Source organism: Parundibacterium terreum, assembly GCF_014636315.1.
Taxonomy (GTDB): Bacteria; Pseudomonadota; Gammaproteobacteria; order Burkholderiales; family Burkholderiaceae_D; genus Undibacterium; species Undibacterium terreum.
In genome coordinates this window covers 213,599-234,618 of record NZ_BMED01000004.1, presented here as the reverse complement: position 1 = coordinate 234,618, position 21,020 = coordinate 213,599, and the positions used below count along the sequence as shown (strand labels likewise).

Annotated in this window: 20 protein-coding genes and 2 pseudogenes; 6 read left to right on the top strand and 16 right to left on the bottom strand. The window is 48.6% G+C overall.

The genetic code is table 11. The features are described from left to right. Positions 1-505 precede the first annotated feature (505 nt). The gene (locus tag IEW12_RS19470) at positions 506-1,681 is read right to left on the bottom strand and encodes an NHL repeat-containing protein (RefSeq protein ID WP_188567770.1); all 1,176 of its coding nucleotides are present in this window, start codon (positions 1,679-1,681) and stop codon (positions 506-508) included. Between the two features lie 949 nt (positions 1,682-2,630). Here IEW12_RS19470 and IEW12_RS19465 point away from each other — a divergent pair. Then, a complete protein-coding gene (locus IEW12_RS19465; protein WP_188567769.1) occupies positions 2,631-3,110 on the top strand; it encodes a PEP-CTERM sorting domain-containing protein in 480 nt (159 codons plus the stop codon). 294 nt (positions 3,111-3,404) lie between these two features. On the opposite strand, the gene IEW12_RS19460 is transcribed toward IEW12_RS19465, so the two are convergent. After that, positions 3,405-4,385, bottom strand: a complete 981-nt coding sequence (locus IEW12_RS19460; RefSeq protein WP_188567768.1) for a CAP domain-containing protein — start codon at positions 4,383-4,385, stop codon at positions 3,405-3,407. 69 nt (positions 4,386-4,454) lie between these two features. Here IEW12_RS19460 and IEW12_RS19455 point away from each other — a divergent pair, with 69 nt between their 5' ends. Then, positions 4,455-4,784 (top strand): hypothetical protein, encoded by a 330-nt coding sequence (locus tag IEW12_RS19455; RefSeq protein WP_188567767.1) that lies wholly within the window; start codon positions 4,455-4,457, stop codon positions 4,782-4,784. 4 nt (positions 4,785-4,788) lie between these two features. Here the strand turns inward: IEW12_RS19455 and IEW12_RS19450 are convergent, their stop codons facing one another. The 7 genes from IEW12_RS19450 to IEW12_RS19420 form a co-directional block, all read right to left on the bottom strand. Continuing rightward, positions 4,789-5,124: a hypothetical protein gene (locus tag IEW12_RS19450; protein ID WP_188567766.1), complete on the bottom strand. Its 336-nt coding sequence runs from the start codon at positions 5,122-5,124 to the stop codon at positions 4,789-4,791. Positions 5,125-5,804: 680 nt separating this feature from the next. Continuing rightward, the gene (stbB, locus tag IEW12_RS19445; protein WP_188567765.1) at positions 5,805-6,497 is read right to left on the bottom strand and encodes a StbB family protein; all 693 of its coding nucleotides are present in this window, start codon (positions 6,495-6,497) and stop codon (positions 5,805-5,807) included. 35 nt (positions 6,498-6,532) lie between these two features. Further along, positions 6,533-6,763, bottom strand: coding sequence for a hypothetical protein (locus IEW12_RS19440; RefSeq protein ID WP_188567764.1), 231 nt, complete (start codon positions 6,761-6,763; stop codon positions 6,533-6,535). A gap of 568 nt (positions 6,764-7,331) precedes the next feature. Further along, entirely contained in the window at positions 7,332-7,868 is a 537-nt protein-coding gene (locus tag IEW12_RS19435; protein WP_229751236.1) for a type II secretion system protein, read from the bottom strand. 3 nt (positions 7,869-7,871) lie between these two features. Beyond that, complete coding sequence (locus IEW12_RS19430) at positions 7,872-8,282, bottom strand: type II secretion system protein (RefSeq protein WP_229751235.1); 411 nt, start codon at positions 8,280-8,282, stop codon at positions 7,872-7,874. Continuing rightward, positions 8,257-8,772, bottom strand: a complete 516-nt coding sequence (locus IEW12_RS19425; protein WP_188567763.1) for a type II secretion system protein — start codon at positions 8,770-8,772, stop codon at positions 8,257-8,259. Before IEW12_RS19425 ends, IEW12_RS19430 begins: the two co-directional genes overlap by 26 nt. An 8-nt stretch (positions 8,773-8,780) precedes the next feature. Further along, positions 8,781-10,031, bottom strand: coding sequence for a secretin GspD/PilQ domain-containing protein (locus tag IEW12_RS19420; protein ID WP_188567762.1), 1,251 nt, complete (start codon positions 10,029-10,031; stop codon positions 8,781-8,783). 183 nt (positions 10,032-10,214) lie between these two features. Here IEW12_RS19420 and IEW12_RS19415 point away from each other — a divergent pair, with 183 nt between their 5' ends. The 4 genes and pseudogenes from IEW12_RS19415 (at position 10,215) to IEW12_RS19400 (ending at position 13,011) form a co-directional block, all read left to right on the top strand. After that, positions 10,215-11,060, top strand: coding sequence for an RHS repeat-associated core domain-containing protein (locus tag IEW12_RS19415; protein WP_188567761.1), 846 nt, complete (start codon positions 10,215-10,217; stop codon positions 11,058-11,060). A gap of 17 nt (positions 11,061-11,077) precedes the next feature. After that, entirely contained in the window at positions 11,078-11,731 is a 654-nt protein-coding gene (locus IEW12_RS19410; RefSeq protein ID WP_188567760.1) for a hypothetical protein, read from the top strand. Between the two features lie 431 nt (positions 11,732-12,162). Beyond that, positions 12,163-12,374, top strand: a pseudogene (locus IEW12_RS19405) (IS110 family transposase); the annotation flags it as partial. A gap of 208 nt (positions 12,375-12,582) precedes the next feature. After that, complete coding sequence (locus IEW12_RS19400; RefSeq protein WP_188567759.1) at positions 12,583-13,011, top strand: hypothetical protein; 429 nt, start codon at positions 12,583-12,585, stop codon at positions 13,009-13,011. Positions 13,012-13,531: 520 nt separating this feature from the next. On the opposite strand, the gene IEW12_RS19395 is transcribed toward IEW12_RS19400, so the two are convergent. From IEW12_RS19395 to IEW12_RS19365, 7 genes and pseudogenes are all read right to left on the bottom strand, one after another. Then, a complete protein-coding gene (locus IEW12_RS19395; protein WP_188567758.1) occupies positions 13,532-13,735 on the bottom strand; it encodes a hypothetical protein in 204 nt (67 codons plus the stop codon). Positions 13,736-13,935: 200 nt separating this feature from the next. Then, positions 13,936-14,190 (bottom strand): hypothetical protein, encoded by a 255-nt coding sequence (locus IEW12_RS19390; RefSeq protein ID WP_188567757.1) that lies wholly within the window; start codon positions 14,188-14,190, stop codon positions 13,936-13,938. Positions 14,191-14,205: 15 nt separating this feature from the next. Continuing rightward, positions 14,206-15,210 (bottom strand): nuclease-related domain-containing protein, encoded by a 1,005-nt coding sequence (locus IEW12_RS19385; RefSeq protein WP_188567756.1) that lies wholly within the window; start codon positions 15,208-15,210, stop codon positions 14,206-14,208. Further along, positions 15,207-15,971 (bottom strand): hypothetical protein, encoded by a 765-nt coding sequence (locus IEW12_RS19380; RefSeq protein ID WP_188567755.1) that lies wholly within the window; start codon positions 15,969-15,971, stop codon positions 15,207-15,209. Before IEW12_RS19380 ends, IEW12_RS19385 begins: the two co-directional genes overlap by 4 nt. 709 nt (positions 15,972-16,680) lie before the next feature. Further along, positions 16,681-18,813: an NHL domain-containing protein gene (locus IEW12_RS19375; protein ID WP_188567754.1), complete on the bottom strand. Its 2,133-nt coding sequence runs from the start codon at positions 18,811-18,813 to the stop codon at positions 16,681-16,683. A gap of 717 nt (positions 18,814-19,530) precedes the next feature. After that, a pseudogene (locus IEW12_RS29185) lies at positions 19,531-19,978 on the bottom strand (Mu transposase domain-containing protein); the annotation flags it as partial. 659 nt (positions 19,979-20,637) lie between these two features. Further along, the gene (locus IEW12_RS19365; protein WP_188567752.1) at positions 20,638-20,907 is read right to left on the bottom strand and encodes a hypothetical protein; all 270 of its coding nucleotides are present in this window, start codon (positions 20,905-20,907) and stop codon (positions 20,638-20,640) included. Positions 20,908-21,020 lie beyond the last annotated feature (113 nt).

Genomic DNA, 21,020 nt, shown 5'->3' with positions numbered 1-21,020 from the left:
TTCTCTCCCTGGAGTCTTACCCTATGGATGCTTTCGTGGCCTAGATTGTGGACTTTACCCCGTACATCAGGAGACTCATAGGCCCGTTACCGGGCAAGCACCAGATTGAAAGGACGGCTCAGCCAGTCAGTCGCTACCCACTTGTTTGACGCGACAAAAAATCCATCTAATTACAGAGTTTCACTGAAAGCTATTGATGGCGGCGCTTTCTTTCAATTCTAAAACACAGAAACACCACAGAGGAAAATTAGTAGTCACGTCAGTCATGAAACACTGCTAGCACGCCCCTTGTTGATCACTGCGCATTGCCACGAGGCGACAAGCGACATTTAATCCTCCTTAAGGGTGTTCCATTCGACTCCCAACTTGCGATTAAGTTAGGAATAGTTAGAATTGTTCAACAGTACTTTACCCACAAATCAGGCACTTACGGCGCAACTATCTAATTTAAAAAATAGCTGGGCTCTCGTCGGAGAGACCACCCACCTTATTTTCCTACCCCTGCTTACTGCGCAGTAATTTTGCGGATCAGGTTTGCACCTGCATCAACAACATAAAGGGTGCCGGAAGTATCTCTACTGATATCAACAGGCAGATAGAAATTCGCAGCGATCCCAATACCGTCAACATCAGTGTTTAACCCTGGCCCCCGTCCGGCAAGTGTCGAAACGAGTCCTGCAGGAGTGACTTTTTTGATTTGCTGATTCATGATATCGGCGACAAAAAGGTTCCCATCCACATCAAGCGTCAGTCCGCCTGGATGATCAAAACCAATCAGCGCCGAGAATGTCGTCACGACGCCTGTCGGCGTAATCTTGCGAATCGAATTATTGTCTTCGTCACTAACATACAAGTAGTCGGATTTATCGATGGCGATACTCAGTGTTGATCCAAAACTGGCACTGGTACCTGTACCATCGACATTTCCAAAATGCCCGCTACCAGCCAGAGATGAAACTACCCCCTCCGATGTAATTTTTCGAATTAAACCGTTTTGGCTGTCCGACACGTATATCGTGCCATGGCTATCGATTGCGATACTCGTTGGTCCGAAAAAACTGGCGACTGCAGCTGGACCGTCAGACTTGCCCTGGACACCGCTGCCTGCAAAGGTCGTTACAACACCTGCTGGACTAACTTTACGAATTTTATTGTTAAAGTAATCGGCCACATAAACGTTTCCTGAGACATCAGTAGCCAAACCGAAAATGTAATCAAATGAGGCTGCTGTACCAACACCATCTGCGTTGCCGGCGATGAGGCCGCCGGCCAAAGTGGTGACAAGACCTTGGGAGGTTATTTTCCGTATAGAGTGGGTATCCGCAACATAGACGTTGCCTGCCACGTCTACGGTTATTTTAGTAGGAGCCCGAAACCCAGCCGCAGAGCCGGCGCCATTGCTCGTATGATCTGGAGCACCGCCCGCAAATGTTGACACGGCAGCCTGCGCAGGCTGACAACGTACCGAAATTGCTGAGATATTCGACGAGCCTGCTGTCCCCGATCCATTGCTCAGCGTACAAATATCGGTGAAACCGGCCGGTTGCTTCGCTATGGTGACCGAATATGAAGCTCCGCTGTTTAATTTATTCTGAAACGTTACGTTGGTACCGCCCGCCGGCACGGGCACAATTTCTGCGCCATCCGTCAAAACCAGCCCAGTTACAGTGAGATTGCTCACGCTAGTGCTTAGCGTGTATACACTTTGAGCCGGGCTATTACTGCTACCGCCCCCACCGCAAGCAACCAATGCTAAGCAAGACACCGTTGCCACCAGAAACTGCGACCAAGCTCGCGGAGTATCAAGATATATAGCCATAATAGTTCAATTAATAAAATGATAAATTTTCGCATAAGGCTGTGCGTTATTGCAAAAAAATTGCAAATGAACAATTGACATCTAATTATCTCGCGGGAGGTACCTATTTATGGTCCATCGCAATATGAGGGTTTCGCTAACCCGTCCGAAAACGTCCGATTCCTATCAATTTTCATGTTGCACGGCCTATACGCTGCTGTACAGAGCTTGCGGATTGTCCAGGTTACAACGCCCCAGTCCATCACTTCCTAGAAATCGAAAACCAGCATCAACTGCCAGCTATTGCTTCATGAACCAATAATTGGATTTCTTTGACCAGACCTTCCTGCCGTGTCGACCAGCACCTTGTCGCCGGACATAATGTAATCATGCACGAATTCATCGCTTTTCACGCCGAATGCACAAGAGGTCATTGGCGCCGCGCCTATGACATCACTGCTGATACTTAATGTCACGTCTGCAAGGGGGGAACTAGACTGCCCAGCTCCCTAGGGTTAGTGCTGCGTAGGACAGGGATTAAACAATGCTGGCCGGTTAGTGGCATTGCCGTGGGCTTAGCAATCTTTGCTTTCACGGTGACACCCTCAAAACATAACAAAATTAGCATATTAAAAACAATTTAGAGGGCAAACCCGATCATTTATCGATTTGTCGGAGTCTTTAACATTGATGTCGAAAAATTTTACAAACTCTCCCATTTTTTTGACGCCGAATTTGTAAGTGCTTGAAAGCAAAAGGTTTAGATTTCCTGGCACCAATATTGCTGTCTGTAAAATAAGTTCACTCATCAACCTCCGAAACGATTAATACAATGTTCATATCTAAAATAACTCAGTCCGTTCTTCTGGCGTCCGTGTTGGCAGCCACATCGCTAGCAGCCAATGCAACGATCGTGGACTATCAGGGAATATTGAAAAGTAACAATCAGGTCTACCTAAGCGGCTCCTTCGCCGGCACCGACATTAATAACGATGGTGTCCTGACGTTAAATGAGTTGACCTCATTCGATTTAGAAGCTCCGTCCGAAGGCATCGTTGGACTCGGTCTGTCCTCCTTGGTTGGTTTCGGCACATATGACATAGCAACGAATTTCTGGAGCCATGACGCGTCGGGCTGGGGTCAAGCCAACTTCTCTTGGGCATCTTGGAACGGTGGAAATTCTGCCTTGAACACTCAAAACTTCACAGTAAATACGACTGTTGTCTCGAGCGATGTTCCTGAGCCACTGACACTGGCTCTGTTTGGCATCGGCTTGTTGGGCCTGGCAGCAGCGCGTCATCGCAAAGAATAATAGTTTCCTGAATTTCTTTAAGCCGCCCTCGGGCGGCTTTTTTGTCAGGTAACTGACTGCGGCCGTAGCCAGTTCTTTCAAAACGCCGCGCGCATGGACTCATAATTTTACCCATGCGCCCCATCCATTTGGCAGTGATCCAAAACTGGGTATTGGTCCACTCTAAACCGTCGCCCCTCTCGGCCGCAGTGACCTTATTACTGCGTCAGAACCATCTGCAGCTTGCCGGAATATGTCAACCCACTTGGCGCCAACAAATCCAGCGGGGCCTCTGAAACAACTGCTTGAGATGCCTCACCGTGCGGTGGTTCTAAACGACCAAGCTAAGTCTATTGCTTTACCATTCACGCTACCTGAAAAATGGACGGAGTAATCGGTACTTGGGGCAAATGCCTTCTTCCCAACCGCATACACTTCATTTTGTGCCAGTAGCCTGTTAGGATCATTTTTTGCCGTCAGAATACGTAAATCCTGAGGCGCATTGTTGCCATTTTCCGTTACAGTAAAACTCGTCACTGAGATTGTTGTTCCACGGGCGGAGTTCACTGAAATCGGATAGGTGGTATATAACGCAAAATCTCGCCCCCCTTGTGGATTTGCGGGCACGTCTGGTGTGGGGTCCGGAGCCTCTTGGGACATATACAGTGGAACATTCGTCTGGCCATCCAGAGGGTAGACCGTCACAAAGTCAGAGGAGTTATTTTGACCAACACCGACTGAACCAACATCAATTGTCACGGCATTCATCAAACCACGTGCGAAATCGATTCCCACATCCTTAATGCTTTGATCCAGCAGAATGGAACGGTGATAGACGGTACTTTTCAGGCATTCGATTGCAGTAAGAGAAACCGCGCACCCCGTGCTGAAAGACAAAGCTTCGCCGACCAAACCTCCATAAGACACAAAGCCTCCCCTCGATTGCGGGTCAACTCCAGTGAAGCCTGGCTTCCCCGCGTCTTCAAAGTGAGAATAGATCTGGTTCAGAACCATGTAGTTATCGTGGTTTTGCGCAGATCTATCAAGTGCTGCAGACTGAGCCACTTTTCCCAAGCCAGCGGCAACGCGAAATGCATTGAGCTCAGTGAACGTCTGCAGTTGCACTGAATTTGTAGCGTACGTCGGATTGGGTACCGTTGTCTGCAGATTTGCAGGGGTAACACCAGGAGTAGAGACAGGAGGAGTTACCGAACTTGTTGCTCCGGTTGAGCCGCCACCACAGGCAGTCAATACCAAAGAAGATGCGATTGAGATCAGTGTCAGATTTGTTTTCACAGGTTTGCCTTTAGAAAAAATTGTTGTTCAACTCGGTTACTGCTAAATCCAGTTTCTCATCCGTTTTTCATGTCGCAACCCGGTTTTGGCAGTAGCAAACCAAAATTATTATTCGTTGGCGTGAGTCGTCTGCGCCGTGACGGCAATTCTGATTTTTTTCACTTCAACGCTTTGATCAAAGAAAATGCTATTGATAACGATGGCAGCCGTATTGAATTCATTGATATTCGCCGTGGTATCTGCTTACGCCAAATTCATGAACCTCACTGGCTCCCTTACCCACTGCGGGACTATCAGAGAACAAAAAGAAAAAGCCCCGGGTCAACTAAGCGCCGGGGCTATCAAAAGCGACATAAAGTCGCTTCAAGGAGAATGATTAGAAATCGCGTTCAGTCGTGATTCATCAAGGTCGAGTAGGGTTAAATTCTGGAATATCATCGACTACGTACGACCCGATGCGCCAAACAGATGGCACGCATTGAATGTGAGTTGTCCCTTCAATAATAAACTCAACAAACTCAATATCGGCCAGGTCCATAATCTGGACGTTGGTTTGCACCAATAGTTCCGGAGTGTCCGGGGGAGCCATTAATCCTATCGCGACGATTTCGCTCTGCATTTTATGGCGCGCCGCAATGCAAACGATTTCATAGTGGGATAGAGGGTAATTACACTCATGCTCAAATTTGATACGCTCGAATTTTCCTTTGTTTGCGTAGGAAATCTTATAAACCGACATATCCTTCTACTGGTGACCACGAATTGGCTGATTATATACAGTTTTCGAATACGTCACTGACACATGTCATATAACGAAAACCCCGACGATGAAACTCGGCATATGTTTCATTTGGAATTGCCAATTCGCGGCTGTTTTACACGCCCAAGAGAGACCGATATTTTTTCCGTTTGCCGGAAGTATAGAAAATTTTGACGTGCGCCTTTACTACTTGACGCGTAAGCCCGTTATTACTGCAATCGTAGAAAAAGAGCGCGGCAGAAAAACTGAATCGCTAGACCGGTCGGACATTGATCAAGCTATATGCCTCGTGGTTTGCGCATATATAGTTTCAATTACAACCGTCAGCCGCTCTTTGTGGGTGCGCAGTAACGGAATACGGCGTAGCAAGGATTTGACCGAAATAGTCGCCGTTTGCCTTCTATGGCTGACTTACCCTAGCGTTGAGAGAATTTTAAAAATTTTGAAATGAGTTCGATGCACGCTAGAAAGCAAATATAAAATGTCACGTTGACTTGGCAAGTCAATTTGCAACTGATTGATTTTTAACGCTTTGTAGTGCCAAATCAATAATTGCAAACGTTTTTTACTGAAATAGTGAGTCAATTTTAGATGCAAATGAACACGCATAATCATAGTGCGCTTTAATTTTCAGGCAGCCCAACGTGAAAGCGTGATGGCTACACTATAAGTTTTCCGAAAACAGTATTGAGATGGTCACTCAAACCGTGGGCTAGCAGTTTTATGTTACGACGTTGACTCAACGCGCGACGCTTAGACGGATCTTCCGTCAATTTCATCAATGCTTTGTAGTCAGTGGCGTCGGCAAGGATGTTATCAATAGTGACGTTTTTTTCCTCCAATTGGGGGAACAGGTCGTTGGTAAAAATCTTGACTTCCGCATCTAATTTTAGACCTGGGAATTCTTTCGCCAGGTCAAATACACCTTTGAAAACCTCGGTCACATCATCCGAGCTTCCCACCATATTAAAGATAATACGGATATTGGACTCTTTAAAACCCATCTTGATCAAATCGAATACTGTTTTAGCTGTGTCGCGCTGTGGTTTCAACGCCGATACTGTAGGAATGATAAATAAATCAAAGTCTTCGTGACTTCCCTGATAATTTTTCATCTGGGAGAAAAATTCTTCGACCTCACTGGTGCCAACATCGACAACAACATGGTCCTCGACCGCCATCACATCTAGAAGTACCTGGAACTCCCTTCCGCGAAGCCGTATTGCTTCCGTGCGATCTGTATTCACTGTCTCGATTAGAATGTACTTTGCATTCAATCTAGGTGCTAAAAATTGCCTGGAAATGGTAGATTTTCCAACGTTGCCTGAGCGTGAAATAACGGCGATTTTCATTTATTTACCTTTTTTATCTTCAATAAGTTTTTGCACTAACGGATGAACTCTAGATAGAGGAATAAGGCGCAGTGCAAATGCACAAGATTTTTTTGCGCTTTTTTCCTGGCACTGACACCATCATAGTTGGCGTTAATATCTTCGCCTTGCTTGAATTCTCGCGAAATTACAGAAGAATTCCAGGCCTCATTGACCAGCCCTCCCCAAATTACGTAAAGTGCCACGGAAGCTGAGATTTTTGCCGCAGAAAGTGAGATTTCTGCCACAGAAGTTGAGATTGAAATTCTCTGGCAACTCGGGGATCTGTGCGTCAAAACTTCCAGCTCAACGCGAATGATTTCAATTGGTGGACTTTCTCCTGAGTGGCTTACATTAGAAAAGGGCTACAAACCGCAACCCGGAAAATTTCTAATCGTATTTGAGCACGTTCGCCAGGGTTTACCAATATTCCGGCTACAAAAAGATGACGCCAAGGCATATTTTGATAGCGGTGTGTACGTCGAGGTCGGCAGCGATGACTCCTACAAACAAGCATACGTCGACAAGCTATACGACGACCAACATGAAAGGTTCAAGGCTATAGTCAAATTGGCGTCGGAAAAAAATCCCTCGGTGCATTGCTATCATAGGACCGCGTCCGACCTTCCCATTGGGATCGACCAGATTGCAATGCTCAGTGAGTGCGATCCAGATTTTCAATTCCATAAACTGTGCAAATAACGGGTTCAAGCGCCAACGCGACGTCCAGGTAGCCGAAGGTGAGGGAATGTGTTGCCGCTGACCGAAAAGTGACCCAGTCAATATTCAATCAGCGCGAACAGCCTGTCAAACAGACTAATTTTGTGACGTTATCGGGGCCTTGCTCGGGTTGATTGCAGAAAATACCCAATCTGCATAAGAGTTTTTGTCTTCGAACCCTTGAAACTCCGGCGAAAAATTTCCGATTTTTATAGGCCGTGCAGTGGATAAGCTATGCACGCCCTGCACACCCTTCCCGTCGATCGTCAAAACCACTCCCCACTCCGGCTTCCCAGTAACTGGGTCGTTATACAATTTGCGCAGATGTCGTTTTGGATTCGGGAAGCGATTATCTTTCAATAGCGCCTGCAAATCCGGTGGCGCAATGGAGTTACCGGATGGAGTTGCTGCGGCATAACTGATCAGCGCATTGCGGAATTCATTGCCTATGATGAGCAATTGATCTTCGGCATCGCGCTTTTGCATTAGAGAACCTAATTGTAGTGTCGCCGCAGAGGCAATACCAATGATGGCGAGCAGAATCAGCAAGGCCAGGTAAGCGAAGCCCTTTCCGTGGACAGTTGTCCAGCGCAACACAGGACCAACTTTCCCTTTTCGTAGATGGTGGGCCATCGCCTATAGCCCTGAATAAGGTCGGCCGTTGCGGCTATTGCCAGCTGCACCGCTCTTGATGTTATAGACGTTTCCTTTGACATCCTCGGACGGGGCCACAATAAGCCATGTCGAAGTACTCTCGGTGATTGGGTCAAGAGGCAGGCTGCGGAGATATTTTTTTTGGACTAACTCTGACAATGATTCCGGATAACGTCCCGTGTCGGCGTAGAACTTATCAATGACTGAACGGGTGGTCTGCAAGTTCTCTGTCAGCACGGTTTCTTTGGCTTTTTCTATGCTTGAGAAATAGCGCGGTAGCGCTAGACTGAGCAATAATGCGACGATAGCGAGCACTACCAGTAACTCGATCAAGGTAAAACCGTTTTTGCCTGATTGCCTCATATTGTCACCATTTACTGTAGACCACGCCATTCAGGCCCTCTTTCTCGGACATCGAATGGATGTCGTACACGTTCTCGCCTTGTTTAGGATCGTCTGCTTCGCTTGAGTAGCAACGTGTTCCCCAAGATTCTGTATCCGATACAGTGGTATCTGGATTCATCGGATCGCGGGGCACACGGCGTAGGAAAAATATTTTCTTTTGTTTGGGGTCGCGCTGATCGGGTAGTCCAGTGGCCAGCACATCCAAATTTTTCGGATAACCGTTGCCATCCAGGCTCTTGGTGATACGTCCGTCCACATAGGCACGATGGTAGTCATCTAGTCCTTGCCTGATTTCCCTCAGCGCTCGCCGCAGATCGTGCTCTTTGCTGCGTTGTAGTGTTACCTGGGCGATAGGCACAGTAATACTCGCCAAAACACCCAATATGGCCAACGAAACCAGCAATTCGATCAATGTAAATCCGCGACTTACCTTGACCCTGATTACTGGCGATTGGGATAAACGAGTTCTTTCGAACATAGGGAGTGTCAGGGGGTAATTTTCAGGTTATAAGGTAAGAAAGCGATGGGACCAATATTGCGCTTGCCTGAGCCCAGTGCAGTTACATTCACGACTTTGACCTGTGTTGCATCTGTTGGTGTCAAAGCGCGGAATGTGACAAATGCGAGGTTGCCGGCACTGACTTCCGCACTGCCGTTAACGCGGCTACCGGAAATGGCAATCTGATCAGGGCCTTGTTGGGTTTTAAAGCTTGTGACGGCATTCCCGCGTTTCAAAAACTCTCCCTCAGCAACATTGATCAGTTGCAGTTGTTTGCCGTCGTAGCTCAAGGTCAAAGGTATTTCCGCAATAGCCTGGTTAGATCTCAAATTGACCGCGATGGAGACATTTTCTCCCACCTTTACTTGCGTAGGTCCTAGCCACAGGAGTTGTAGCGCGGCATTTGGATCCAAGACAGCAGAGGCGGATCCTATCTCCCCTGATGCCGAGGGAGCGGTTACAGGTGCGACTGGCGTGGCGCCGGGTGCGACTCCAACTGGTGCTACAGCCGGCTCTTGCAATGAAGCAGGACGCATGTCCGGTTTGTTCCGTAAATTGTTTTCAGTGCCTGCCTGGAATTCTGCATCAATGGATGCAGGACGCTGAATATTGCGAATCAAGTGAGGAGTGATGGACAGCACGATTTCAGTTTTCTGGCTGTCGTCGGTACCGTTGCCAAACAGGCGCCCTAGCACTGGGATTTCACCCGCACCAGGCAGACGGTTGCCCGACCGCCGTTCTTCATCGTTGATCAATCCTGCCAATACCTGCGTCTCGCCATTTTTAAGACGTAACACCGTATTTGCGGTGCGGGTGCCGATTCTGTACGCCGTGCTGCCGGCAGGCGTCTTGATCTGGTCGATGATACTACTGACTTCCATGGCAACTTTGATGGCCACGTCGTCGTCCATGTACACGGTCGGCTCTACGTTCAGCTTAAGGCCGACTTCCACGTATTGTACGGATTCTGAAACAAAGCCGGTCGACGTCGCTGTGGAAGAAATATTGGGTACTTTTTCGCCAATCAGTATGCTGGCTTTTTCGTGATTACGGGCACGGATGCGGGGATTGGCCAGAAGGTTGGCATCGCCATCCTGCAAATTGGCATTGGCGACGAAAGGTCCTACATTGGCGCTCAAGGTACGGCTACTCTGATGAAACAAGTCGTACAGGGTGAGCGGAGCCGCAGTCCCGTTGCCGGTGCCAGCGCCACCCAATGACATCGGTGCCAAGCTCAAGGAGGCTGGCCACTGAACGCCTAGTTGCTGCAGGCGCGTAGCGGCACGGGCTATAAAGGTAGTTCTTCAGTAGCAGTGAATGACTCCAAAACCGGCATTGCAGATCCGTTGTGGGTGGGGTCTCCGTCTACATGTACTTGGACCGCTAGTGGTGCTGGAGGTACGACGAATTTTACCGAGACCATGACAACGATCGCATCGTCGGAAACTGTCGTCTATATCCACACCGACGGATTGGGCAGCCCAGTAGCCAGGACCAATGCAGCTGGCACGTTGATCAGCCGGACCAGATATGAACCGTATGGAATGACAGTAGATGGCACCACTACGCCGGATATCGGATTCACCGGGCATGTCAACGATGTTGATACTGGATTGACCTACATGCAACAACGGTACTATGATCCAATAGCCGGGCGATTTTTGAGTGAAGACCCGGCCCTTGCTGACGCCAACACTGGAGGAGGATTTAGCCGATATCTGTATGCATTGAATAATCCATACAGATATATCGACCCCGATGGGAGAGAGAGTAAATGTAGTCCTGCTATGGGCGTGAGTTGTGAAAGTTCGGTAAATTCGACAGGCTCGAATGGTCGCTCATCGAATTTGAAAGGTGAGAAAGGCGTGAATATGCGACTTGAAGAGATCAATTCGATTAAAGGTTCGCAAGTCCTTGCTCGAAATGTCACCATCGTGACGGAGAGTGGTGTGCGATTCCAAGTTGATATCGTCTGGAAAGATCCCCTTGGCGCTTATAACTTTGAGGAGATTAAATTTGGTCCTAGTTCTAAACTGACTGCACCCCAACGTGCCGGGCTTGCCGAATTTACTGCTGGAAAATGGACTGTAGCCGGTGAGCGTGCAATTGAGGCAGGTTTGAAAGTAGGTGAACCTATGGGCGGAATACCAAGAACCCGATTTGGTGGTTGGTCTTTAAGAGGCTTTGGCGGTGCGGATACAAATAAAATGTGGGAAAAAGTCCGCAAGGCATGGAGTGAAGGTGGAAAGTATCAAAATACAGATTAACGATAAGGGAATCTGAAGTGAGTGATGAGATTTTAGTTGAAAAAAATAAAGACTTTGCATCCGAATGCTATGAGCAGATCACGGATGCATTGTTGGACCTAGGTTTTAAGAGAGTAAGGCTAGGTGTATTTGCTTTCGAGATATCGCCAAATATTTATGCCTGGCTTGGCTTAAATAGAGTCCGCAAGTCTTCTGTGGAACTTGAACTATATCCAGTTATAGGTGTAGTTCACGTCGAGGTGAATGACATTGTTTATTTGCGCACGAATACAAAAAAAGATTTGTCTCCTACCGTTAGCGTGCCCATTTGCTATTTGCTGGCAGAGGGGAAATATCGAACCTGGACCTGGCGAAAAGGGAGTAATGAGGCATCAGTAACATCAGATCTTAAGAAGGTAGTTCAATTATATGGATTGCCCTTTTTAGATCGATTTTCTAGTGTGGAAAAGCTTTATCAGGAATTTTACGCTGATGAATTTAATGACGAGGAAGCGCGCTTGACTGTGAACATGCAGCGAGTAGTTCCAGCTGCCATGCTACTCACTAACAGAATGGGTGCCATTGAAAGTTATCTTAAAAAGCAAAAACATGCTAATGACGCATTAGGTGGCGATAGTGATTTTGAGATATTCGCTAACCAATTAATGCAGCGAGCTATTCAACGGCATTGATTTAGCTAACGTGGCCACTCATTGTCATATTTTAATGTGACAAGGGCTGTGAAGAAATTGCCATAACATTTGTATGGAAGTTGCGGGAGACCCTGCGCCCCGGTCAAACCTACACACATGACGCACGTTGACACAAGCTCTCAAAAGCTCTCAAAAGCTCTCGTATGCTGTTGAATTTAAGGCATAAATCGTGTTAGATGCTTTTCTGCTTGTGAACGGCCGCGACCACAGCGGCCGTTTTGTATTTACAGCAAATTTAAAGCAATAGGCCGTGGGACAGTTTTTAGCGGATGTATGGACCCGATCCTTTTACAAGCTCTTTTTATGAATTGAAACGGTTTGCATGCATGTTGTTGATTTACTGAGATGGACCCGACACCACCGATCGGAGCAAACTAGCATTTCATCCACTTTGTGTACGGAGGCCTGCTATGGATATCGATATTCTCGGGATTGATTTGGCGAAGCGCGTGTTTCAACTTGACGGTGCAGATCGGCGGGGTCACCTATTGCATAGTTCCAAGGTAATGCGCACGGAGTTGCTCAGCGTCGTGCGTAAGCTTAGCCCCATGGTATCGCCATGGAGGCCTGCAGTTCGGCGCATCACTGGGGTGAACTTGGCGTACACAGCAATCTCATTGCTGCTGTTGTAGACGATCACAATTCGCCTACTAGCCCGGAAGCCCTTGGTCAGGTCTGCGCCGGCGGCGTCGCGGCCCGTCACCAAGCCGTCGTTGCAAATTTTCTTTCCGGGCACCCATATGTTCTGAATGTCGTTCAGGTCGCCCTGCATTGCTGCTGCCGACACTGGATTGTTGGAAGACGCATAAGCATGCCATTTCCTGACTTGGATGGTAAATCCTTACGAAATTGCGAAGGTTGAAGATACATCAACTACGCGTATAGAAGACAAGCTTTTAAAATTGGCACAAAAAATTGAAGCGATTGCTTTAAGTGCGAAGTTAGACGCGGAACTGCGAAATGAAAGAGAGGTTGCTAGACGTCAGCTATCGTTGGTGTGGAAACAAGAGAAGTCAGAAAAGGATCGACTACTAAAGGAAATTGAATCGCTGGAGCAACTCGCAAAAAATGCTGAGCGTGCTGAATCGCTCAGAGCATTTGCGGGGAGGATTTCGCAGGAGCCCAATGCGCCAGCAATGTTGAAAGACGATATAACCGTTTTACTGAACGTGGCCGATTGGCTGGATACCCTAATTAATAAGCACTGGCCAGAAATTGATGATGTTCCTGATCATGATCCATATGTGGGGTGGTATTGAGGTAATTAATTGTAGTTGTAGTTTGAAGCATGCCTAGCAACTGCTTGTTTTGCACTCAAAAGTGCCCAGCTCAGAAAATCTCATCTTCTTTGGCAGGGCTGAGGAAAATCTCATCTTTCATGGCAATCAGTCTTATCTTTCGTGGCATTTTTCCTTGAAAAACGCTATTTTGAGTTATTCTGATCTCAGCTTCTGTGGCACTTTACGAATTAGTCAGGAAGCAATGTAGAGACTGCGGTTAAACAATTATCTGTAAATGGATTGCGGGAGCTCTCCACCACTTTCAACCCCACATCAGCCTCTTTCAATCTTCCAATTGTTTACCCTTCGGAAAATCGCCTTTTCATGTCTAACTCCTCCGGCAGCCTCTAAATCTTTAGCAGACTATTTCAAGATTCACCGTAGAATTTTGAAAATCGACGTTCAGAGTTATTCCCCGGGTAGTCGCTTTCTATCAATTTGAGAAGCTCACATCCAAACAACGTAACCCATTTTGTTGTATTGGACGATCTGTCCGCCTTTACTTCTTCATAGGCCCGGCTAGTAACCCATTGTCGTTCAAATCAAGGGTGCGCGATTTCACCACGCGCTGCTCCATGCCGTGTCGCATCTCTAACGCGATAGCAGTTGCCTTGGCTAGTACGGCTTCATACTCTGCTGTGGTCCCGCCTGTTATTGAAGTAACGTTACGCATCCGGCTCTTACGGTTTTTTGTAATTCTCATATGACATCTCTTCTTGGCATCGCACTACATTTTCGAGTTGAAAGTAAAAAAGTTATATTTGAACAGGGATAAGCATTTTCTTCATTTATGGGATTAATAGCGGTAAAAACGCAGCACTGTTCGCTTCAATTATCGCGCCATATTTAAAGTACATTGTATCGTTGAGAGATAATTGGCGCGGGGAACTGACTCACGGTGACCTATCTTTCTCGATCAATCCAATTCGACAGAATATCGTCACCGTTCCAAATCAAAATAGTCCGCACAATACTCCACCCAACGACAACCACCAGGCCGCGATACTGGATTTCATCGGCAGGATGGTCGAGGGTGGATGCCAGCCAATCCGCGCCCCAAAAATAGAAGACGGACCAACATAGCAGGCTGCTGCAGTACAAGCCCGCAAGTGCAATGGTGCGCCGATCAGAACAAATTTTCTCAATCAAATTCTTCATGATGCGTATGCTTTCTTAATTTAATGACGCGCTATCCACGTACTGTTTGTTCTCGGCTTTTAGCTGAGCTTGTTGTACTCTAGCGATATGAGCCTGCATTGCTTCCGGGGTCGTACGGCGATGTCGATACAGTAGCTCAGCGATGTCGCTTCGTTTCAGGTGTTGCGCGGAAGCCGTCGAGTCAAATGCCTGCAGCACCTGCAAGATATTCTCCGCCTCCACCACATTGCCCGGCCCTTCTTCAATGCGGGTTGACTGACCATGAATCGCTACCAAGGGAATGACTGGCACGTCTAATTGCCATTGCTGACGCAGAACCTTTGCTGTCTGTTTTGCTTGGGCTAGGGCATTTCGCATCGTGCCACTGCCATGTGGGGTGCTGACTTGCCATTGGGCCGCAGTCGGCTGCGCAATGACGGTGCCGGACTTCCATTTGGTCTCGATTACAAAAACCTGGGTATTCGTCACCAGCAAGTGATCCACTTCAACAGAAAACTCACTGGCAGTTCCATCCTCAAAAACGAGCAACACTCCATGCCAAAGTTGCCAATCAGAATGCTGGCGCCGACCGCGCTCTAACAGGGCGGCAACGAAGGCTTCCGCGCGCAACCCTGCGACCTCGCGCTGAACTTGTGGATCACTACCGTAGCCCTTTATCCAGTGCATTACACTACATAACAGACCCCCTGCGAGCGTGTTAAATGCTGCCGCGGCAAGGTGCGCAATAGCATCGGGTCGGAACCGGGATAGCGAGACATCCCTGGCAATTGTCAACACACCGGTCGTAAACAGCAGACCGCCTATGCCTTGCAACCAGTGCCGGGTGTGCCACCAGTTATGCCAAAAACCTGAGCACTGCTTCAAATACAACCATCGTGTCATTTGCCGCTTGATAGGATAAAAGCAGGCACCTGTGAAATAACCCAAGGCAATCGGTATATACAGATAGGTCCAGGCAATCAAGGTACTGAATAGTTGAACCCGCAATCCTGAAGATATGTCGGAAGGTGGCCGGCTCATGAGGTATCCCCTTTACCAAAACCTAACTGGAAGCTGAAAATCAATCCGCCAACGACGCCTCGCTGACGTATCATCTCCGCGATGCGATTCACGGGATAGATGCACCTCTGCCTCCATGCCGTCCAAACTTGTTGGCGGCGATGAAAGGCACACATCACTTGTTCCAGAGAGGCGGCTGGAGACATCGCGTGATGGAGCGTGCGATTCAGTGACCACCAGCAGGCACGGGCTGAACCAAATTGCCTGAGACTACGCTTACGTTCTGACTCTGCCCAGTCAGCGCTGAGCAGGGTCGCGTTAGTGATTGCGGGAGCCGGATGAGTATGGCGCCGAGAGTACCGGGTACGAGGAAAGGACAACATGTGAAACTCCTTTTGATCTGTGTTGATCGGTTCTGAGATTGGTCCTTTGCATTTGCAAAGGACTGCAATCACAGTAACAAGGGAATTTCGTGGCGCAACCCGGTTTTGGGAGTCGAGTATGGGACGTGGCTTCCCAAGCAATGCAAAATATCCATCGTCGAGATTGGTTGATGCGCGCTTGAGTTCAAGGATAACAGCGCGATCAGCTTTCTCAAGATGCAGATCTATTGCCATCAAACTTGAGCCAACTGCTATAGATTTCTCAGCGGTGACTTTTATGTCTGGGCCCATGGCCGGAATGAATTCTGCTAACTTGCCGAGTAGTTCGTACTCTAAGGCGACTTCAGCCCCTCTAATTCCGCTCTTCAAGTCAGATGAAAAGTGGGTCAGAAGTTGCACGCATTGCCGCATACCCGTGGAGGGCTTTAGGGACATAACTTTCAATCCACGATTGGTGCGCGGCAACACCAGAGCGAGGCAGCAACTCGCAGCAGGTGTTGATGGCTCGTTGCCTGCCTTGCGGTCGCACCAATCAGTGGGGTTTTGATCTGCAAAATCGCGTTGAATGAAATGATGATCATGCCATTCTTGCTGATGGAAATTCCGTGCGGTTGATAGAGACTTGACGTCAGTCCATTTCGTTTAGTAGGGCTTCCATGCACTCGCTACCGGATTATGTACATGCTTGCGAACAGCATGTTGAGTTAGTCGTGAATTTCACTCGCATCCACACCAGTCATATGTTCAGAAATCAATTGAATTTTGAGGCCAGCAGAAAAATTTTTCTTCGCCAAACCAAAGGCGATAGGAATTTCTAGCAATACCCCTATGCATCGAGCTGTCCCGAGGTCCTAAATCTTATATACCTGATCAATCTTCTCGGATTCAATCAGCCCTGCCAACCTCTTTGAACTTAATTGCATTAGTTCACAAGGAATCGAGCGAGCTAATCGGTCAATTTCCTTAGCTACAGCATCCTCACAAATCGAATCTAATTTCATATCCTCAACATTCCGCGCAGATCTTGGAGAACTGTTGTCAGTTTAGGTGCGTCCTTCAGAAAAGTGTGTGCGGTCGTCATTTACTTAGTTCTCAGTTGATTCACGTATTATTGTCCGGTCAACAGCACAGCAGCACCCGTCGCGATATATAAGCTTGTACCTGAGATTGCTAAACCTACTGGGGACAGGTTTGCTGGAGCGGTTCCTAGCGCATTGCCGGAAGTTCCAAGGGTGCCAAGATAGGTGGTGACGACGCCTTGTGGCGTTACCCTGCGGACCACGCTGTTTTGACCATCAGCCAAGAAGAAACTACCGCTAGCATCCATCACTATCTTTGTCGCATAACCCAGGCCGGCATCGCTTCCTGTACCGTCCTTGACTAAGGAATTGTTAGGCATTCCTGCAATAATGGTCTCTACTCCTTGCGGAGTTGTCTTACGTAGCGCGTTGTCGATGGTCGCATAGATATTACCCTGGCCGTCGACGGCGAAATCGTAAGCTTGACCACTTAAGGTCATATACGGCACGAGCTGGCCGGTGCTGGTCAGCTTCAGGATTTGGCTTTTGCGCAAAGGGCCCTCGTAATCTCCTAGGACATACACGGTGCCGCTGCTGTCGATGGAGATTGTCCACAATTGCGATTGCCGGGGCGATACGGGTCCCGCGTACGTTGTGGTGACGGCGCCCGCCGGCGTGATTTTTCGGACGAGCCATTGGGATTGCATCGCGGCCGGAGGTGTCGGTGTTGAATAAAGGAAGTCGAGGACGAAAAGGTTACCGGCCGGGTCCATCGCCACGGATTGCGGAGAATTGAAACGTGCTGCTAAGCCGGTACCGTCGGTCCAACCATGCTGGCCGGCGGCGCCGGCAAACGTGGTAACGACGCCGGTCGGCGAAATTTTACGTATGGTGGCGTTGCGATTGTCCGGGGCATACAGGTTCCCGGCCTGGTCGGCTGCAAGGGACAGAATGTTTTGGAATTGCGCTTGCGAGCCGACTCCGTCGGCGCTACCGACAATTGCATCCAAGCCGGCAAATGTGCTTAACGTGCCGCTAGAAGATAACAGCTGGACCGACGTGTCACTGCCGAACAGGAGATTTCCGGACGCATCGGCCGCCATCGGTATGGCATCACCATAATTGACATTGTGGAGATGGCTGAGAAGGGAAGCCGGCTGAGTACTTTGTACTTGCCCTTGGGGTGAAACGCGGACGATACCGCTCACCGAATTTTCAATGACCACATTGCCGCTGGCGTCAATGGCGAGCTGGCTGGGGCACTGCACCAGACCGGTCGAAGCGGCGACAAAAGTGCTGACTATGCCACTCTTGTCGATTTTACGGATAGCATTGTTTTGGCAATCCGTCACGTACAGCATGCCGGCGCCATTGGCCACGATGCTGGTAGGCTGATTGAACAATGCGGAAGAGGCAGGCCCGTCAGCATAGCCGGTCACATCGGGTTTGCCGGCTATGACTGTTGCTACGCCTGCCGGGGTGACTTGATAGATCAATCCGTTGGGATAATTGAGACTGGGAGTAGATCCTGCTAATAGATAGGTGTCTACCCTCCTGTTATCCACCGTAACAAAGAGATTGCCGCTGCTGCGATCAAAAACGACACCTCTCAGCCTATAAATGTCATAGGAAAAATTAACGTTGCCGAATCCGGGATAGTAAGTTTCGAGTCTCAACACCGTGCTGACCAATCCGCCTGCAGTGATCTTGCGTACTCCATCTTCATAGCAGCCACGATCATGGACGTACACGTCGCCGTTGTCGCCGGCCGCCATCGCGTCAATGCCTAAGAAATTAGCGGCGTTGCCTTGCCCATTAGTGCACACTGAGAAGGGGTCATTCTGTATATAGTGTCCTGCCAGAGTACTGACTTGTCCGGACGTTGATATTTTGCGCAGCAGGCTATTGGTTTGATCCCACACGACCGTGTTGCCCAGCGAATCAACAACGAGAGCACTGGCACCGTTAAAGCGGGCGACATTGGCAGGGCCGTCGATGTAGCCGGGACCACCGATATTGCCAGCGAGCAGCTTCAACTGACTGGCTGTAGTTGGTAGCGTGCCGATGAGGGGGCCGCCGTTGGTGACGGTTGATCCGCCGCCTGTAGTGCTATTGGAGTTAGTTCCGCCCCCGCCGCAAGCAGCGAGAACCAGCGCAGAAGCCAGACAGGCAAGAGGAAGCAACGGGCGAGTTTTGCGGTGCGGATCAGAAGAGGGCATCATTGGCGTGAACTAGTGGAATTGTGGCGATTGCCAAAATGAAAAGTTACAGTATATTGCAAAATGAATATTTTTTTCAGGAAAAACTCAGGTGCTAAATGCATGTCCGCCTGGAGTGAGGACAACTCCGCTGCCAACGTACTTGAGGCGTGCGACTGGGCTAGCGCTTAACTAAAGCGGAGGACGGCCAATCATCCTTCGTTTGATGGCCGCTCCGTCAGAAAATACCAAGGAGCGCATTGCGTTTAACGAGGGAAGGTGTTCTTCGGCGAATAGCCTAAGAGCTTTGCGCCGCCCGGATCTGCTCCGCAATACACACTTGCTCCGGGCGATGTGGGCGTGACGCCGACGACAGGCATTTCAATACTGACATTCAGGAAACCAATAGGTGGCACGGAGTGGCAAATCATCAAATGTACACATTCATTAACAAACGGCGGCTTTACGACGCAATTGGAGATGGAAACGATGGATAGGATGTTTGATAGCGTAAAAGCTGAGCACACCCAGGTGCTGGGCCTGACCGATGGCATGTTCCACTTGCCCGATACTGAAGGTTTCCAGCAACCTCGGGACCTGGATATATTCCTTGCGTCCGCGTTTGTCCATGCGAGCTTCCAGCAGGCGTCGCAGTCTCTCAAAGGCCGCTGGCAATGCCCCCTCTTGCAGCGGCGCAGCCTGGTCGAGCGCACGCGGCTTCTTCTCCAGCAAGGCCAGATAGTGCAGCGGATTCACCACGAAGTCCGCTTTGGCATAACTGCGGCGATGGTGTGCAATGCGCTCTGGCTTGCCGACCAGATAGATATCGACCCAATCAAAGGTCCCTTTGACCAGGATCGCCTGATGGCCGGAATGCGTCGGTACCGAATAGTCGTTGAGACAGCCGTTCAGCAATTGGGCATTCCATGCATCGAGTCGGCTGCCACTGGCATTGGCGCCATGAAGTGACGTCGGCTGTAACCCACCCGTCCTTCCACTTTACCCTTGTCGTTACCTTGGCGGGACATCCAAATTTGTCGTCAAACAGGTAACAGCTCTGCAACTCGGCAAAGGCCTGGGTCCGTCGACGCTAGCCATCGCCCATCATCTTGGCCACCGCAATCCTGGTGTTATCGTACCGAATCGATTGCGGCACGCCACCGAGAAATGCGAAGGCGGCAAGATGGCCGACCAGCAAGTATAGTTCGTAACGTATCCCAACTCTGCAGCGTAGATTCAGTTGTAGTCTTTCATCCAAGATTGACTTTACTTCCGAAAAACTAAAACTGCTCAGGCATATCACACAATTCGCGCTCTTTACTCTGTGGTACTTCTGTATTTGAAAACCAGTGCTACCCGGTATCACTAGTACATTCCAGTGGAACTCTGTAATTACCCGAGAAATATTTTCCGATCGCCCACTATGCTTATTTGCCCAAGAGCATCGAGGAGATGATGAGATTATGGATTGATCAGACGAAGGTTCAAGTCTTGGTCGTAACCCATTATCTTGGTCGTAATCCATTAACTGACTCATGAGCCTTGGCGCGAATAACATTCTGACGGCACTAGTGGTCTTACTCAACGGACTGGAACAAAATCCCAAGGAGTCGTCTATCAGTGCTCAAAGATCTGGGTCAGCATCGTCCAAAGCAGATTTCCAACCATGGCGCAATGTGTTGAATCCACTGGGATGCAGAACAATTCGATACGAAAACTACTGCATCAAATCTTGCTTAAGCTTGAATTAGAAACCCATCCACGTTAGATCCAGGTTAAGCATCGCATTACGCCGTCTTACCCTGAACTAGGTAACGCATAGAATTTTCAACCCTCACCCAATTTGGCTTAGCTGATATAACGGATATTGGTATCGTCAACTGAGAAGCCAACTTTTTCAATCTCAGCCCAGGCTATGAGTTGAGCAACTGTTGTCTTATTGCACTGTCCGCGAAAAGGATCTTTTAAGATACCGAATGGAGGGATTTCGTCCCGTTTTGTATGTTGGGCGGCGCGGATTACGATTTCATAATCACTCAGAAAATAATTCGATGAATCTTCGAAAACCGCTCGATCATTTTTCCCTACAACAGCATATGAAATTTTATATATTTTCATTCATCTTAAATTCAAAAAAAATGGATATTACACCGTGGAAAAATTCCTGACTTTTTCTATGAATTGATCTTACCAGGGTCGATTTCTTTCTCGCATGGAAATGATGGGCAGTT